The following is a 17,026-nucleotide window of genomic DNA, read 5'->3' as shown; positions in this document are numbered from 1 at the left end:
TCCGTTCCGTCCGCGCGCGTCCCGCATCGGAGTCGAGCAGAATCGCCGGGGGGTCCACGCTCGATCCGCCCCGAATTCTCACAGGACAAGCGTACTGTTAGACTATCGGAGGTACCGCGGTATGGGCCGATTCCGTCATCGCTAGCACGACAGCGCACACGGATCAGCCGTGCCCGCAGTGCCTGCAGCCGTCGACACAGCCCCGTCGGCGGCGACCCTCATAGACGAGTGGAGCTGACGTGAGCACGAGTATTGATTCGTTCGGCGCCAAAGGCACCCTCGAGGTCGGTGAGAACTCCTACGAGATCTTCCGCCTCTCGGCCGTGCCCGGCACCGAAAAATTGCCCTATGCACTGAAGGTTCTCGCCGAGAACCTGCTTCGCACCGAGGACGGCGCGAACATCACCGCCGACCACATTCGCGCCATCGCGAGCTGGGATCCCTCGGCCGACCCGAACGTCGAGATCCAGTTCACGCCTGCCCGCGTGATCATGCAGGACTTCACCGGCGTCCCCTGCATCGTGGACCTCGCCACCATGCGTGAAGCGGTCACCGCACTCGGCGGCGACCCGAACAAGGTGAACCCCCTCGCACCCGCCGAAATGGTCATCGACCACTCGGTCATCATCGACGTCGCCGGCCGCGCAGACGCCTTCGAGCGCAACGTCGAGATCGAATACTCCCGCAACGGTGAGCGCTACCAGTTCCTCCGCTGGGGCCAGGGCGCGTTCGACGACTTCAAGGTCGTCCCCCCGGGCACCGGCATCGTCCACCAGGTCAACATCGAGCACCTGGCCCGGACGATCATGGTCCGCAACGGCCAGGCGTACCCCGACACCTGCGTCGGCACCGACTCGCACACCACCATGGTCAACGGCCTGGGCGTGCTGGGCTGGGGCGTCGGCGGCATCGAGGCCGAGGCCGCCATGCTCGGCCAGCCCGTCTCCATGCTGATCCCGCGCGTCGTCGGCTTCAAGCTGACCGGTGAGATCAAGCCCGGCGTCACCGCCACCGACGTGGTCCTCACCGTCACCGACATGCTCCGCAAGCACGGCGTCGTCGGCAAGTTCGTCGAGTTCTACGGCAAGGGTGTCGCCGAGGTTCCGCTGGCCAACCGCGCGACGCTCGGCAACATGAGCCCCGAGTTCGGTTCCACCGCCGCGATCTTCCCGATCGACGCCGAGACCGTCAGCTACCTCCGCCTGACCGGCCGCACCGAGGAGCAGCTCGCCCTCGTCGAGGCGTACGCGAAGGAACAGGGTCTCTGGCACGACGCCGACCACGAGCCCGAGTACTCCGAGTACCTCGAACTGGACCTCGGTGACGTGGTTCCGTCCATCGCAGGCCCGAAGCGCCCGCAGGACCGAATCCTGTTGTCGGACTCGAAGAACGCGTTCCGCAAGGACATCCACAACTACGTGGAGGAGCACCACCCCACGGGTCACTCGCAGCTCGACGAGGCCGTCGAGGAGTCGTTCCCCGCGAGCGATCCCGCCGCCCTGTCGTTCGCCGACGACGGCGCCGTCGACGTGCAGTCGGCCGCCAACGGAGCCGAGGGACGCCCGACCAAGCCGGTCAAGGTCCTGTCCGAGGACAAGGGCGAGTTCATCCTCGACCACGGTGCGGTCGTGATCGCGTCGATCACCTCCTGCACCAACACGTCCAACCCGTCGGTCATGCTCGGCGCCGCCCTGCTCGCCCGCAACGCCGTCGAGAAGGGCCTGTCCGCCAAGCCGTGGGTCAAGACCTCCATGGCACCCGGTTCGCAGGTCGTCACCGACTACTACAACAAGTCCGGCCTCTGGCCGTACCTGGAGAAGCTCGGCTTCTACCTCGTCGGCTACGGCTGCGCCACCTGCATCGGCAACTCCGGCCCGCTGGACGAACAGATCTCGCAGGCGATCCAGGACAACGACCTCACCGCCACCGCGGTGCTGTCTGGTAACCGCAACTTCGAGGGACGCATCTCCCCCGACGTGAAGATGAACTACCTGGCTTCCCCGCCGCTGGTCATCGCGTACGCCCTCGCCGGCACCATGGACTTCGACTTCGAGCACGACGCCCTCGGCCAGGACGCCGACGGCAACGACGTGTTCCTGAAGGACATCTGGCCCTCTCCCCAGGAGATCCAGGAGACCATCAACTCCTCGATCAGCCAGGAGATGTACGTCAAGGGTTACGCGGACGTCTTCAAGGGCGACGAGCGCTGGCGTGGACTGCCCACCCCGGAGGGCAAGACCTTCGAGTGGGACGCCAACTCCACCTACGTGCGGAAGCCACCCTACTTCGACGGCATGCCGAAGGAGCCGACCCCGGTCAGCGACATCAAGGGCGCCCGCGTGCTCGCGCTGCTCGGCGACTCGGTCACCACGGACCACATCTCCCCGGCAGGCAACATCAAGGCCGGAACGCCCGCGTCGCAGTACCTGGACGCGAACGGCATCGACCGCAAGGACTACAACTCCTACGGCTCGCGTCGCGGCAACCACGAGGTGATGATCCGCGGCACGTTCGCGAACATCCGTCTGCGCAACCAGCTCCTCGACGACGTCTCCGGTGGCTACACCCGCGACTTCACCCAGGACGGCGGCCCGCAGGCGTTCATCTACGACGCGTCGCAGAACTACCAGAAGGCCGGCATCCCGCTGGTCGTGCTGGGCGGCAAGGAGTACGGCTCCGGATCGTCCCGTGACTGGGCCGCCAAGGGCACCAGCCTCCTCGGCGTCAAGGCCGTCATCACCGAGTCGTTCGAGCGCATCCACCGCTCCAACCTCATCGGCATGGGCGTCGTGCCGCTGCAGTTCCCGGCCGGCGAGTCCGCTGCGTCGCTGAAGCTGGACGGCACCGAGGTCTTCGACATCGAAGGCGTCGAAAAGCTCAACGAGGGTGTCACGCCGAAGACCGTCAAGGTCACGGCAACCCGCGAGAACGGTGAGAAGGTCGTCTTCGACGCGGTCGTGCGCATCGACACGCCCGGCGAGGCCGACTACTACCGCAACGGCGGCATCCTGCAGTACGTGCTCCGCAACATGATCAAGGGCTAGGCGCTCTAGGCGCTACCGCGCCTGTGCGCGTTTTCGGCCAGGACAGGCACTAAGCGCGCACGACCATCTTCGAGCGGATCTCACCGTCCCGGACACATGGTCGTGCGCGCTTAGTGCATGAGGTGACCTTTCTCGCGAAGGGCCGAAACGCGCACAGGCGAACGACGAAGGAGGAAGCCTTTGCCCAAGGTCAGTGAAGACCATCTCGCGGCACGGCGCAGTCAGATCCTCGACGGCGCCCGCCGCTGCTTTGCCGAATACGGCTACGACGGCGCCACCGTCCGCCGGCTCGAAGAAGTGACCGGACTGTCACGCGGGGCGATCTTCCATCACTTCAAGGACAAGGACGGCTTGTTCCTGGCGCTCGCCCACGAGGACGCGACCAGGATGGCGGACGTCGTCGCCCACGAGGGCCTCGTCCAGGTGATGCGGGACATGCTCGCCCAGCCCGAACAGTTCGACTGGCTGGGAACCCGGCTCGAGATCGCCCGGCGGCTGCGGAACGATCCCGACTTCCGCAGAAGCTGGTCACAGCGGTCGGCGGAACTCACCGAGGCGACCATGGCGCGCCTCGCGCGGCAGAAGTCCGCGGGCCGCCTCCGCGACGACGTACCGACCGACGTCCTGATCGGCTACCTGGACCTGGTTCTCGACGGCCTCGTCGCACGCATCGCCTCCGGGCACGCCGGCGACAACCTGTCGGCCGTGCTCGACCTCGTCGAGGAATCCGTCCGACGCCGCGACTGACACCGCACTCCCCCACCGACACCGGTCAGGTCTTGCGACGGTGAGCTCCGCCTCGTCCGCGGAGCTCCACCTCGGACTCCGCAAGAATGTTGCGGACGAATCCGTACGATCTCCCCATTTCACGGGCGAGGGAACGAATACTCGCTCCGGCCTGGTAGCGCTCCTTCAGCTCCGCCTGCAGATCGGCGCGCGACGGTCCCGTGATCCGAGCGCTCTTGGCGAAGACCCCGATGTCAGCCATGAACTCCTCCAGTCGGCGAGCGACGGTGGTTTCCACGGTAGAGCCCCGCGACGGCGATATCTACGCGCAGTGCTCAGGCGAGCTGGATCAGTTCCAGGTAGTCCTGCGACCAGTGGTCCTCCGTGCCGTCGGGCAGGAGAATGACCCGTTCCGGGTCGAGTGCCTCGGCCGCACCCGGGTCGTGTGTCACCAGCACGACGGCACCGGTGTAGCTGCGGAGCGCGTCCAGCACCTGCTCGCGGGAAACGGGGTCGAGGTTGTTCGTCGGCTCGTCGAGCAGCAGGACGTTCGCCGCGGACGACACGAGACCCGCGAGCGCGAGACGCGTCTTCTCACCACCGGACAGGGTGCCCGCGGGCTGCTCGAGCTGCGGCCCGGTGAACATGAACGCACCGAGCAGCGAACGCAGCTCCTGCTCCCCCGTGTCGGGGGCCGCGTGGCGAATGTTCTCCCACACCGACGCGTTGTCGTCGAGTGTGTCGTGCTCCTGCGCAAAGTAGCCGATCTTCAGCCCGTGTCCGGGAACGAGTCCGCCCGCGTCCGGCGTCTCGACGCCGCCGAGAATGCGCAGCAGCGTCGTCTTACCGGCACCGTTGAGACCGAGCACGACGACGCGTGACCCACGGTCGATCGCGAGGTCCACTCCGGTGAAGATCTCGAGCGAACCGTAAACCTTGGTCAGGTTCTCCGCCATCAGCGGAGTCTTGCCGCACGCGGCCGGCTCGGGGAACCGGATCCGGGCCACCTTGTCGGACACGCGTTCCGCGTCGAGGTCGGACATCAGCTTGTCGGCGCGCTTCGCCATGTTCTGCGCCGCCACCGCCTTGGTGGCCTTCGCGCCGAGCTTCGCGGCCTGCGCGCGCAGCGCACCGGCCTTCTTTTCCGCATTGGCGCGCTCACGGCGACGACGCTGTTCGTCGGTCGCGCGGGCGTCGAGGTACTTCTTCCAGCTCATGTTGTACACGTCGGCCTCGCCGCGCACGGCGTCGAGGAACCACACCCGGTTCACGACGTCGTTGAGCAGATCGACGTCGTGGCTGATCACGATCAGACCACCCTCGTGGTTCTGCAGGAATCCCCGCAGCCAGGTGATCGAGTCGGCGTCGAGGTGGTTGGTCGGCTCGTCGAGCAGAAGGGTCGTGTCCGACCGTCCGCCGCTACCGTCCGATGCCGCGAACAGGATGCGCGCCAGTTCGACACGGCGGCGCTGACCACCCGACAGGGTGTGCAGCTGCTGACCGAGGATGCGGTCGGCCAGGCCGAGGCTGTTGCAGATGCGTGCGGCTTCGCTCTCTGCCTCGTACCCCCCGAGGGCCGAGAAGCGGTCCTCGAGATTGCCGTACTTGCGCACCGCCTTGTCGCGCTCGGCGTCGTCGACGACCTCCGACATCAGGATCTGCTGCTTCTCCATGTCCCGCAGCAGCGCGTCGAGGCCGCGCGCGGACAACACGCGGTCCTTCGCGAGGACGTCGAGGTCGCCTTCTTTCGGGTCCTGCGGGAGGTATCCGAGGTCGCCGGTGCGCACCACGGCACCCGCATACGGCTCCCCCTCCCCCGCGAGAATGCGGAGGGTGGTCGTCTTGCCGGCACCGTTGCGGCCGACCAGCCCGATGCGGTCGCCGGGCTGCACCCGCAAAGCCGGCCCGGGCGCGGACAGCAACGTCCGCACTCCAGCTCGAACTTCCAGGTCGGTAGCGGTGATCAACAAGACTCCTAGGAAAATGACGCTCGCGTTGAATGAGAAAAACTGCGCAAAGAACACACGAACCAGCAATTTTACCCGACCGCCGGCGACTCGGAACACGCCCGCCAGTGATCCCGCTAACGTTCGCGGCCGTATCCGCTCGTAGAAAGCCTCTGGCCTCTTCGTCGTCGGCCTGGCGATCGGGTGTGATGCAGTCGCGAGGTGTGCGCTGCGGTGACGACGGTTGGTGGGATGAGTGAATGCCACCACGGTAGTTCGGGAAACTAGGATGTTCCGTCCGGGCCCGACTCAGTACACCGACTCCCAACCTGGTGGACCGGGAAGCGCGACCGGCATGTTTCGGGACCTCGCAGGCGCATCCGGGTTCCCCGCCCCGCGCAATTGCATCTCGTCCAACGCACCGCGCTCCCCCACGCCCGCTTAGCCGGGCCACGCGTCAGCACTCCCCTCAACGCCCCCACTGGTCCGGGCCGGCCGTGGCGAGTCGACGGGAGCGCGACGTGCGCCGGGTGGAGCCCCACTCCCCCGAGCCATTCGGAGTGTACGACGATGAGTTCGGTAAATATTGTAGTTCCGTCCGGGTCTGACTTTGGAACGGAGGCTTGTTTCGACAGGGATCTCGGCCCCCGTGTCAGGCTTGCTGCGTGACAGCATCTCCCCGCCCAGCGATCTGGGACGTTGCGATCGTGGGCCTCGGGCCTGCCGGCCGCGCCCTGGCACACAGGGCCACGGCTCTCGGTGCGACGGTCGTCTCGGTCGACCCACTCCCCCGCAGATCGTGGACCGCGACGTACGCGGCGTGGGAAGACGAGCTCCCCAGCTGGCTCCCGAGGGACGCGGTCGAAACGAGAACTTCTCGCCCGGCAGCCTGGACGACACGTCGCCACATCATCGATCGCACCTATTGTGTTTTGAATACACCCTTACTGCAATCAATACTCAGTAGGGAATGTGGAACTGTTCTCCCAGGCAGAGCCGTGGACCTCTCCCCCACCTCCGTCCAGCTGGACGGAGGGTCCACGCTGGAGGCGCATGTCGTCGTCGACGCCCGCGGCACCGGCGACAGCCCCGACCTCGCCCAGCAGACGGCATACGGCGTCGTGGTGGACCCCGACACGGCCGCACATGCGCTCGCCGGCGAGGCCGCGGTGTTCATGGACTGGCGCCGCGACAACGGCACATCACCCTCGGACGCGCCGTCCTTCCTCTACGGGGTTCCGCTCGCGCACGACCGGTTCCTGCTCGAAGAGACCTGCCTGGTCGGTCGCCCGCCACTCCCGATCTCGGAACTCGCCACCCGACTCCACGACCGACTCCGACAGCGGGGCGTCACCGCGCCGTCCCATTCGGACGTCGAGAGAGTCAGATTCGCCGTCGAGCCACCTCCCGAGGCGGGTCGTGCCCACAGCTCGGATCAGGTGCGCTTCGGGGCCCGCGCCGGGTTGATGCACCCCGGAACGGGCTACAGCGTCGCAGCGTCGCTCCTGTGCGCAGATGTTCTAGCCCGCGATCTTCGTGACGGTTCGAACGCGCGACTGTGGTCGTGGAAGGCCCGCACCGTCGCGTCCCTGCGGTCGGTTGGTCTCCGCGTCCTCCTGAATCTGGATGCGGAACACGTCCCCGAATTCTTCGAGCATTTCTTCGATCTGCCGCCACAACTCCAGGCGGCATATCTATCTGAACGATCGAATCCGCGCGGCACCCTGTCGGCAATGGGGCGGATGTTTCGGGCATCCTCCGGCGATATCCGCAGTGTGATTCTCCGTTCGACGCTTCGCCGGGAAGTTCGATGAACTGTCGCGCGAACGCGAAAAGGAGACCATCATGGAACGCATGCGGTCGATATGGAAGGGCTCGATAGCGTTCGGACTCGTGAATGTGCCGGTCAAGGTCTATTCGGCAACCGAGGATCACGACATCAGGTTTCACCAGGTCCATGCCAAGGACGGCGGCCGGATCAAATACAACCGCGTCTGCTCCGAATGCGGCAACGTCGTCCAATACGCCGATATCGACAAGGCCTACGACTCCGACGACGGCGTGCGCGTGGTGTTGACGGACGATGATTTCGGGAAACTGCCTGCCGCCGAGAAACACGAGATTCCCGTTCTGCAATTCGTGCCGACCGAACAGATCGATCCCATTCTGTTCGAGAAGAGTTACTTCCTCGAACCGGATTCCAGCTCTCCGAAGGCGTATGTCCTTCTCGCGACTGCCCTCGAGAACAGCGACCGCACAGCCCTCGTCCACTTCACCCTCCGGCAGCGCACCCGACTGGCCGCGATGCGGTCACGCGACGGGGTGCTGGTGATCCAGACGCTGCTGTGGCCGGACGAGGTACGCGTCGCCGAGTTCTCCTCGCTCGACGGCGTCGACAAGCCGAAGGCGAAGGAACTCGCGATGGCCGAGACGCTCGTCGACAGCATGGCCGACGACTTCGACCCCACCGAATTCACCGACGACTACCAGGTGCAGTTGCGTGAACTGCTCGACGAGATGATCGAGTCGGGCGGCAAGAAGGTCATCCCCGTCGCCGAGGTCGAGAAGAGCGGCGAGGACGCCGAAGTGGTGGATCTGGTGGCGGCCCTGCAGCGCAGCGTCGACGCCGCCGGGAAGAAGGCCGCACCGGCCAAGAAGAAGCCGGCGAAGAAAGCTCCGGCCAAGACGGCGGCGAAGAAGGCCACAGCGAAATCATCCAGTTCGGAACGCAAGCGCGCCTGAACCGACGCGGAGGGGCTCGGCGAGATGCATCTCGCCGAGCCCCTCCGCGTTACCCGTGGTGGGTGGTCAGACCGTGAAGCCGAGCGCGCGCAACTGCTCGCGGCCGTCCTCGGTGATCTTGTCGGGGCCCCACGGCGGGAGCCACACCCAGTTGATCTTCAGTTCGTTGCACAGACCGCTGCGCACGAGCGCGCCCCGCGACTGGTCCTCGATGACATCGGTCAGCGGGCAGGCCGCCGACGTGAGCGTCATGTCGAGGGTCACGACGTCCTCTTCCTCGGTGATCCCGTACACGAGACCGAGGTCGACGACGTTGATGCCGAGTTCGGGGTCGACGACGTCACGCATCGCCTCCTCGAGCTCCTCGAGGCGTTTCGGGTCGGTAATCGCACCCGACGCGGCGGTGGCGGTCTCGCCGCCTTGGTCGGCCGTCGCCTGCTCCGGTACGGCCGTGGCGTCCGCCTCCGGCGTCTGCGTCTCGCTCATGATGCCTGTCCTCCGATTCGAGCTGGTTCGCCGTCTGCTGTCGGAACGGCCGAATCCCGTTCGTCCACGACCCGGTCGTCCACTATTTGAACAACCGCGTCCTTGAATGCCATCCATCCCAGTAGCGCACACTTCACGCGAGCCGGGTACTTCGAGACGCCGACGAAGGCGATGCCGTCCCCGAGGACGTCCTCGTCCCCCTCGACGGTACCGCGGCTGCTGACCATCTCGTTGAATGCGGTAACGGTCTGCAGGGCCTGCTCGACGGGCATCCCCACCACCTGATCGGTGAGCACCGATGTCGACGCCTGGCTGATGGAACAGCCCTGGCCGTCGTACGACACATCCACGACGGTGCCGTCGTCGGCGAGCTGCACACGCAGCGTCACTTCGTCACCGCACGTGGGATTGACGTGGTGTACTTCTGCGCCGAACGGTTCGCGCAGGCCGCGGCCGTGGGGATGCTTGTAGTGGTCCAGGATCACTTCCTGGTACATCTGTTCCATTCTCATGCAGGAACCTCCCCGAAGAACTCCTGTGCGCGCCGCACCGCCGCCGCGAGCGCGTCGATCTCGTCGACCGTGTTGTACAGCGCGAACGACGCCCTCGCCGTGGCCGCGACACCGAAACGACGGTGCAGGGGCCAGGCGCAGTGGTGGCCGACGCGGATGGCGACCCCCTCGTCGTCGAGGATCTGACCGAGATCGTGTGCGTGGATCCCGTCGACCACGAACGACACGGCCCCGCCGCGGTCCTCGGCCGTCGTGGGTCCGATGATGTGCACGCCGTCGATGGCACCGAGCGCCGCCAGTGCCGCCTCGACCAGGGTGTGCTCGTGCGCCGCGACCGCGTCCATCCCGATCTCCTCGAGATACCGGACTGCTGCGCCGAGCCCGACCACCTGCGACGTCATCGGAACGCCCGCCTCGAACCGCTGTGGCGGCGGCGCGTAGGTGGTGCGTTCCATCGTGACGGTCTCGATCATCGAACCACCGGTGATGAACGGCGGCATCGCGTTCAGCAGTTCGCGGCGTCCGTACAGGACACCGACGCCGGACGGGCCGAGCATCTTGTGCCCCGAGAAGGCCGCGTAGTCCACGCCGAGCGCGTGGAAGTCCACCGCCATGTGCGGGACCGACTGGCACGCGTCGAGTACCACCAGCGCACCGACCGCGCGGGCGCGACGCACCAATTCCTCGACGGGTGCCACCGCCCCGGTGACGTTGGACTGATGGGTGAACGCCACGACCTTGACGGCGTCGGTCAGCTCGAGCGAATCGAGATCGATCCGGCCGTCGTCGGTGACGCCGTACCAGCGCAGCGTCGCACCGGTACTGCGCGCGAGTTCCTGCCACGGCACGAGATTGGCGTGATGCTCGAGTTCGGTGATGACGATCTCGTCGCCGGGGCCGAGGTGCCGCTCGAAGCGGTCGTCGCCGAGGACGTGGGTGACGAGATTCAGCGATTCCGTCGCGTTCTTGGTGAACACGAGTTCGTCGCTGTCGGCACCGACGAACGCGGCGATCGCCGCGCGCGCGTTCTCGTACGCGTCGGTGGCCTCTTCGGCGAGTTGGTGAGCGCCTCGGTGCACGGCCGCGTTACAGGTGGTGAGGAACTCCCTCTCGGCGTCGAGCACCTGGTTCGGGCGCTGCGACGTCGCGCCCGAATCGAGGTACACCAGCGGTTTTCCGTCGCGGACCGTACGCGCCAGGATCGGGAAGTCCTCCCGGATCCGGGTGACGTCGAACACGCGCACCGAGGTGGTCATCTGCGTTTATGCTCCTTGCGTTGCTGCAGCCTGGGTGAAGCGCTCGTAGCCCTTCGCCTCGAGCTCGTCGGCCAGTTCCGGTCCGCCCGACTCGACGACACGACCGCCGACGAACACGTGGACGTACTCCGGCTTGATGTATCGGAGGATGCGCGTGTAGTGCGTGATCAACAGGATTCCGCCGTGCTGGCGCTCCTTGTAGCGGTTCACGCCCTCGGAGACGACGCGCAGGGCGTCGACGTCGAGACCGGAGTCGGTCTCGTCGAGGATCGCGATCTTCGGCTTCAGGAGACCGAGCTGCAGGATCTCGTGGCGCTTCTTCTCACCACCGGAGAAGCCTTCGTTGACGCTGCGCTCGCCGAACGAGGGGTCGATGTCCAGCTCGGTCAGCGCTTCCTTGACTTCCTTCACCCAGTGACGGAGCTTCGGGGCCTCGCCGCGGACTGCGGTGGCCGCGGTGCGCAGGAAGTTGGACATGGAGACGCCGGGAACCTCGACGGGGTACTGCATCGCGAGGAACAGTCCGGCGCGGGCACGCTCGTCGACGCTCATCTCGAGGACGTTCTCACCGTTGAGGGTGATGGTGCCCGAGGTGATCTGGTACTTGGGGTGACCCGCGATGGCGTACGACAGCGTCGACTTGCCGGACCCGTTGGGTCCCATGATCGCGTGGGTCTCGCCGGAACGAACCGTCAGGTTCACACCCTTGAGGATGTTGATCGGGTCAGCGTTCTCGTCGGTGTTCGCGACGTCGACGTGCAGGTCCTTGATTTCCAGGACCGAGATTTCGGGGGTGGAAGCGTCAGGGGTAGACATTGTGATCCTTCGAAGAAATGGGAAGTAGTGGTCCGGCGGCTCGGGTCACACGCCGACTGCGGCGAGTTCGGCCTCGACAGCTGCCTCGAGGCGCTCGCGAATCTCGGCGACGGCGATCTTGTTGATGATCTCGTGGAAGAACCCGCGCACGACGAGTCGCCGTGCCGCATCTTCGGGGATTCCGCGGGCGCGCAGGTAGAACAACTGCTCGTCGTCGAATCGTCCCGTGGCGCTGGCGTGGCCGGCACCCACGATCTCACCGGTCTCGATCTCCAGGTTCGGTACCGAGTCGGCGCGTGCACCGTCCGTCAGGACGAGATTGCGGTTCAGCTCGAACGTGTCGGTACCTTCGGCCGCGGCGCGGATCAGCACGTCGCCGATCCACACGGTGTGGGCGTCGGGCTTGCCCGAATTCGGATCACCCTGCAGGGCGCCCTTGTAGACCACGTTGGACTTGCAGTGCGGCTGCGAGTGATCCACCAGCAGTCGCTGCTCGAAGTGCTGTCCGGCGTCGGCGAAGTACAGGCCGAGCAGTTCGGCGTCGCCGCCCGGGCCGTCGTACTTGACTGTCGCGGACAGGCGGACGAGGTCGCCGCCGAGGCTGATCGCGTTGTGGCGGAGCACCGCGTCACGGCCCAGCCGCGCGTGATGCGACGCGACGTGCACGGCGTCGTCCGCCCAGTCCTGGACGGCGACCACGGTGAGGCGGGCGCTGTCGCCGAGAACGAATTCGACGTTCTCGGCGAACGTGCCGCTGCCGCGCTGGTCGATGACGACGGTCGCCTTCGCGAAGGCGTCGAGCCGGATCTGCAGGTGCCCGAAGGCAACCTTGTCCTCGCCCGGGCCGGTGACCGTGATGTTGATGGTCTCGGCGACCTCGACCTCACGGCCGACGGTCACGACGGTGGCCGTCTCGAAACCCGAGTAGGCCTGCGCGGCAACCCGGTCGGCGGGCACGCCGGCCTTGCCCAGCCGGTCGTCGTCTCGTCCGACGGTCTCGACCTGGACGGAGTCCGGACCGGCGACGTCGACGGTGACCGTGCCGTTCGCGACGGCCGTTCCGTCGTGCAGTCCGCGGAGTCGGCGCAGCGGTGTGAACCGCCAGACCTCGTCGCGACCACCCGGGACCTCGAAGGCGTTGACGTCGAACGAGGTGAAGACCTCACCCTTGTTCTTGATCGGCGAGCCGGTGGCGGTTCGCGCTATCCGCGGATTCTCGCCTGCGACGGCTCCCGCGACTCCGAGATTCTGGACACCAGTTTCTGGCGTGGTCACTAACCCACCGCCCCTTCCATCTGCAGTTCGATCAGGCGGTTCAGTTCCAGGGCGTACTCCATCGGGAGTTCCTTGGCGATCGGCTCGACGAAGCCGCGCACGACCGTGGCCATGGCCTCGTCTTCGGTGAGCCCGCGGCTCATCAGGTAGAACAGCTGGTCGTCGCTCACCTTCGAGACGGTGGCCTCGTGGCCCATGGTCACGTCGTCCTCGCGGATGTCGACGTACGGGTAGGTGTCCGAGCGGCTGATCTGATCGACCAGCAGCGCGTCACACTTGACCGTCGACTTGGAACCGTGAGCACCCTTGTTGACCTGGACGAGTCCGCGGTATGACGCGCGTCCGCCGCCACGTGCCACCGACTTGCTGATGATCGTCGACGACGTGTACGGCGCGAGGTGCAGCATCTTGGCACCGGTGTCCTGGTGCTGTCCCTCACCGGCGAATGCCACGGAGAGAACCTCGCCGCGGGCGTGCTCGCCCATCATCCAGACGGCCGGGTACTTCATGGTGACCTTCGACCCGATGTTGCCGTCGATCCACTCCATGGATCCGCCTGCCTCGACCTTGGTGCGCTTGGTGACCAGGTTGTAGACGTTGTTCGACCAGTTCTGGATGGTCGTGTAGCGGCAGTGGCCGCCCTTCTTCACGATGATCTCGACGACCGCGGAGTGCAGGGAGTCCGACTTGTAGATCGGCGCCGTGCAGCCCTCGACGTAGTGCACCGAGGCGCCCTCGTCGACGATGATCAGGGTCCGCTCGAACTGGCCCATGTTCTCCGTGTTGATGCGGAAGTAGGCCTGCAGCGGGATGTCGACGTGCACACCCGGCGGGACATAGATGAAGGAGCCACCCGACCACACCGCGGTGTTCAGCGCGGAGAACTTGTTGTCGCCGGCGGGGATGACCGTGCCGAAGTACTCCCGGAACAGCTCGGGGTGCTGCTTCAGGCCCGTATCGGTGTCGAGGAAGATCACGCCCTGCGCCTCGAGGTCCTCACGGATCGAGTGGTACACCACCTCGGACTCGTACTGAGCCGCGACACCGGCGACGAGGCGCTGCTTCTCTGCCTCGGGGATGCCCAGCTTGTCGTACGTGTTCTTGATGTCCTCGGGCAGGTCTTCCCAGCTCTCGGCCTGCTTCTCGCTCGAGCGCACGAAGTACTTGATGTTGTCGAAGTCGATGCCCTCGAGGTTCGAACCCCAGTTCGGCATCGGCTTCTTGTCGAAGGTCTTCAGCGCGCGCAGGCGGATGTCGAGCATCCAGTCCGGCTCACTCTTCTTCGCCGAGATGTCGCGCACGACGTCTTCGGACAGACCGCGCTGCGCACTGGCACCGGCCTCGTCGGAATCGGACCAGCCGTACCCGTAATGCCCGAGTGACGCGATGGTCTCTTCCTGCGTGAGCGGCTCGGCGTTGGCCGACGCAGTGGATGTCACCTGGTCTGATGTGACGGTCATGCGAGCTCCTTCCGGAGTCTTGTTACGAGACCGGCGAGGGCTGGTCGCCGGTGGAAAACGGTTGCTGACTAGGGGATCTATCGGGAAAGCGTTGTTATTTGGGACCGGACGGCGGGACGAGTGGAACGTGGGTGGTGCATGCGCAGTCGCCGTTCGCGATGGTCGCGAGCCGCTGGACGTGGGTGCCGAGCAATTGGGCGAACGCTTCCTGCTCGGCTTCGCACAGTTCCGGGAACTCCTCGGCCACGTGCGAGACCGGGCAGTGGTGCTGGCAGATCTGCACGCCGTTGCCCACCGGGCGTGTCGACGCCGCGAACCCCGCGGTCGTGAACGCGTCGGCGATGGCGTCGGCGGTGGTTTCGAGGCCTTCGGCGCTCTGATCGGCGGCCGGGGTCACGTTTCCGACGATCGCCTGGACTCTGCGACGAGCGAAATCGGTGATCGCAGCGTCTCCCCCGACCTCCCGCAGTTGACGCATGGCCGCGCCGGCGAGGTCGTCGTACGCGTGTCCGAGCCTGCCGCGGCCCTTGGCGGTGATCTGGAAGTATTTGGCGGGTCGCCCTCGTCCGCGGTGACGCACGGCGACGGAGGACGCCTCGCGCGCCTCACCGGAGTCCAGGAGTGCGTCGAGGTGCCGGCGGACACCGGCGGCACTGAGGCCGAGGCGGGTTCCGATTTCCGATGCGGTGATCGGTCCCTCCTCGAGGAGGAGCTTCACGACGGCAGCGCGGGTATGGCCTTCGTGGCCGACGGCGACGGGTGACGCGGTTCCGACAGGCGCCGCCGAGGAAGGCGCGTGAACTGCGCTTTCCGTCGTTGCACGTGGTGTCGTTTCCGTTTTCACAACACCAGTGTGACGGAATTCGGATCGCAGGTCCACTAAGGGTGCCCTGCCTTACACCTGTGATTATGTGCCGCCCGGCCCCGGGAATACTGGCCGAACCGCTTGTGTTGGGCGCACCGCTACGCTGCCTTTGTGCCGCAGACCCCCGAGAACCCGGAGCCGACCCGCGCGGAGCCGACCTTCACGGCTCGCGCCGCTCTTCGACATCCGGCCGAGCTCGCCCGCCGGGCGCTGGGCATCGACGGCCGCTCCCCGCGCGCCTCGGTGGCGGCCGCGTTGCACGGCGACGAGCCGGAAACCGCGGGGCTGAACAAGCAGGAAACCGCACAGCTCCGCGGGATCCGCCGGTTCGGCGCCACCGGAGCCGTCCTGATGGCGGTGGGCGCGCTGGGCGCAGGCGCCCAGCCGGTCCTGCAGAACCCGGTCCAGGGGCTTCGCGTCATCGGGCTTCCCGCCCGGATCCCCAGCGTCGCGTTGACGCTCACCATGACCGGCACCGTGATGATCGTGCTCGCGTGGCTCCTCCTCGGGCGCTTCGCGATCGGCAGCCTGCAGTCCGGGGCCGTGCGTCGCCTCAACCGGTCCCAGCTCGACCGCACCCTTCTGCTGTGGATCATCCCGCTGTCCGTCGCGCCGCCGATGTTCAGCAAGGACGTGTACTCGTACCTCGCGCAGAGCGAGATCGCGGCCCGCGGGCTCGATCCCTACGCGATCGGTCCCGCCGGTGCGCTCGGGGTCGATCACGTCCTGACCCGGACCGTGCCGACGATCTGGCGCGACACCCCGGCGCCGTACGGGCCGCTGTTCCTCTGGATGGGGCGCGGGATCAGCTGGCTGACCGGCGAGAACATCGTCGCGGGGATTTTCCTGCACCGGCTGCTGGCCCTCGCCGGTGTGGCCATGATCGTGTGGGCACTCCCCCGGCTGGCGCGGCGCTGCGGTGTCGCCGAGGTCAGCGCCCTCTGGCTGGGCGCCGCCAACCCCCTGCTGCTGTTCCACCTGGTCGCCGGAATTCACAACGAGGCCCTGATGCTCGGCCTCATGCTGGCCGGAATCGAGCTGGCGCTGCGGGCCGTCGAACGATCGGAGCCGATCCGCGGGCAGTCCCTCCTCCTAATGCTGTCGGGGGCGGCACTCATCGCCCTGTCGTCGACGATCAAGATCCCCTCCCTCCTCGCATTGGGATTCGTGGGGATGGCGCTGGCCCGGAGATGGGGCGGAACACCGAAAGCGGTGCTCACCGCGGCCGCCCTACTCTGCGGGGTGGCCCTGGTGGTCACCCTCGTCATCAGCACGTCCAGCGGACTCGGCGTCGGCTGGGTACACACCCTCGGCACCGCGAACGCGGTCCGCAGTTGGATGTCCATCCCCACGCTCCTCGGGCTGGGCACCGGACTGGCCGGGGTCCTGCTGGGCCTCGGCGACCACACGACGGCGGTGCTGAGCCTGACCCGGCCGATCGCGGCCGTCGCTGCGGCGTTCATCACACTGCGGATGCTCGTCGCGACGCTCGTCGGCCGGATCCACGCGGTCGGCGCGCTGGGGCTGTCCCTCGGCGCGGTCGTCCTCCTCTTCCCCGTGGTGCAGCCCTGGTATCTGCTGTGGGCGGTCCTGCCGCTCGCGGCCTGGGCCACGGCACCCGCCTTCCGTGTCCCCGCCATCGTCTTCTCGTCCATCGTCAGCGTCATCCTGATGCCGAACGGCGGCGAGTACCAGCCGTTCGTCATCGTGCAGGCCGCCATCGCCACCATCTTCACGGCCGGAACGCTGATCGTGATCACCCGCAACCGGCTGCCGTGGCGGGTCGGTTCGGAGCAGCAGCCGACCGTGCCGGAAACCCCGGATCCGCCCCGGGACGACGCCGACGCGGAAAGCCGGGGCACCGGCCGGGTCACACCAGGCCAGGGCTTACGCTGATT

Annotated in this window: 14 protein-coding genes; 5 read left to right on the top strand and 9 right to left on the bottom strand. The window is 66.7% G+C overall.

All coding sequences use genetic code 11. From position 1 onward, the window contains the following. The first annotated feature begins 239 nt into the window (after window positions 1–239). A complete protein-coding gene (gene acnA / locus PSR88_RS36445; protein WP_009480471.1) occupies window positions 240–3,044 on the top strand; it encodes an aconitate hydratase AcnA in 2,805 nt (934 codons plus the stop codon). 180 nt (window positions 3,045–3,224) lie between these two features. Continuing rightward, window positions 3,225–3,791: a TetR/AcrR family transcriptional regulator gene (locus tag PSR88_RS36440; RefSeq protein ID WP_009480470.1), complete on the top strand. Its 567-nt coding sequence runs from the start codon at window positions 3,225–3,227 to the stop codon at window positions 3,789–3,791. Between the two features lie 25 nt (window positions 3,792–3,816). Here PSR88_RS36440 and PSR88_RS36435 read toward each other — a convergent pair whose 3' ends face one another. Next, window positions 3,817–4,032: a helix-turn-helix domain-containing protein gene (locus PSR88_RS36435; protein ID WP_005255033.1), complete on the bottom strand. Its 216-nt coding sequence runs from the start codon at window positions 4,030–4,032 to the stop codon at window positions 3,817–3,819. A 73-nt stretch (window positions 4,033–4,105) separates the two neighbouring features. Further along, on the bottom strand, window positions 4,106–5,737 hold the full coding sequence (locus PSR88_RS36430) for an ABC-F family ATP-binding cassette domain-containing protein (RefSeq protein ID WP_009480469.1): 1,632 nt from the start codon (window positions 5,735–5,737) through the stop codon (window positions 4,106–4,108). Window positions 5,738–6,381: 644 nt separating this feature from the next. On the opposite strand from PSR88_RS36430, the gene PSR88_RS36425 reads away from it, so the two are divergent. Then, window positions 6,382–7,530: a lycopene cyclase family protein gene (locus PSR88_RS36425; RefSeq protein WP_029537770.1), complete on the top strand. Its 1,149-nt coding sequence runs from the start codon at window positions 6,382–6,384 to the stop codon at window positions 7,528–7,530. 31 nt (window positions 7,531–7,561) lie between these two features. After that, window positions 7,562–8,458 (top strand): Ku protein, encoded by an 897-nt coding sequence (locus PSR88_RS36420; RefSeq protein ID WP_009480467.1) that lies wholly within the window; start codon window positions 7,562–7,564, stop codon window positions 8,456–8,458. Between the two features lie 66 nt (window positions 8,459–8,524). Here the strand turns inward: PSR88_RS36420 and PSR88_RS36415 are convergent, their stop codons facing one another. The 7 genes from PSR88_RS36415 to PSR88_RS36385 form a co-directional block, all read right to left on the bottom strand. Further along, window positions 8,525–8,944 carry a metal-sulfur cluster assembly factor gene (locus PSR88_RS36415; protein WP_009480466.1) on the bottom strand — a complete coding sequence of 140 codons (420 nt, stop codon included), beginning with the start codon at window positions 8,942–8,944 and terminating at the stop codon, window positions 8,525–8,527. Further along, on the bottom strand, window positions 8,941–9,456 hold the full coding sequence (gene sufU / locus PSR88_RS36410; protein WP_009480465.1) for a Fe-S cluster assembly sulfur transfer protein SufU: 516 nt from the start codon (window positions 9,454–9,456) through the stop codon (window positions 8,941–8,943). The genes PSR88_RS36415 and sufU overlap by 4 nt, the downstream gene beginning before the upstream one ends. Then, window positions 9,453–10,712 (bottom strand): cysteine desulfurase, encoded by a 1,260-nt coding sequence (locus tag PSR88_RS36405; protein ID WP_009480464.1) that lies wholly within the window; start codon window positions 10,710–10,712, stop codon window positions 9,453–9,455. Before PSR88_RS36405 ends, sufU begins: the two co-directional genes overlap by 4 nt. A 6-nt stretch (window positions 10,713–10,718) precedes the next feature. After that, window positions 10,719–11,528, bottom strand: coding sequence for a Fe-S cluster assembly ATPase SufC (sufC, locus tag PSR88_RS36400; protein WP_009480463.1), 810 nt, complete (start codon window positions 11,526–11,528; stop codon window positions 10,719–10,721). A 45-nt stretch (window positions 11,529–11,573) separates the two neighbouring features. Continuing rightward, on the bottom strand, window positions 11,574–12,803 hold the full coding sequence (sufD, locus tag PSR88_RS36395) for a Fe-S cluster assembly protein SufD (protein ID WP_009480462.1): 1,230 nt from the start codon (window positions 12,801–12,803) through the stop codon (window positions 11,574–11,576). Then, a complete protein-coding gene (sufB, locus tag PSR88_RS36390; protein WP_009480461.1) occupies window positions 12,803–14,263 on the bottom strand; it encodes a Fe-S cluster assembly protein SufB in 1,461 nt (486 codons plus the stop codon). Before sufB ends, sufD begins: the two co-directional genes overlap by 1 nt. A 94-nt stretch (window positions 14,264–14,357) precedes the next feature. Next, on the bottom strand, window positions 14,358–15,143 hold the full coding sequence (locus PSR88_RS36385; RefSeq protein WP_009480460.1) for a helix-turn-helix transcriptional regulator: 786 nt from the start codon (window positions 15,141–15,143) through the stop codon (window positions 14,358–14,360). A 96-nt stretch (window positions 15,144–15,239) separates the two neighbouring features. Here PSR88_RS36385 and mptB point away from each other — a divergent pair, with 96 nt between their 5' ends. Further along, complete coding sequence (gene mptB, locus PSR88_RS36380; protein ID WP_011598888.1) at window positions 15,240–17,024, top strand: polyprenol phosphomannose-dependent alpha 1,6 mannosyltransferase MptB; 1,785 nt, start codon at window positions 15,240–15,242, stop codon at window positions 17,022–17,024. Window positions 17,025–17,026: the final 2 nt, after the last annotated feature.

The sequence above is a fragment of the Rhodococcus sp. DK176 genome (genome assembly GCF_038447315.2).
Classification (GTDB): Bacteria; Actinomycetota; Actinomycetes; order Mycobacteriales; family Mycobacteriaceae; genus Rhodococcus_F; species Rhodococcus_F jostii_A.
This window is presented reverse-complemented; position numbering and strand designations above follow the sequence as displayed.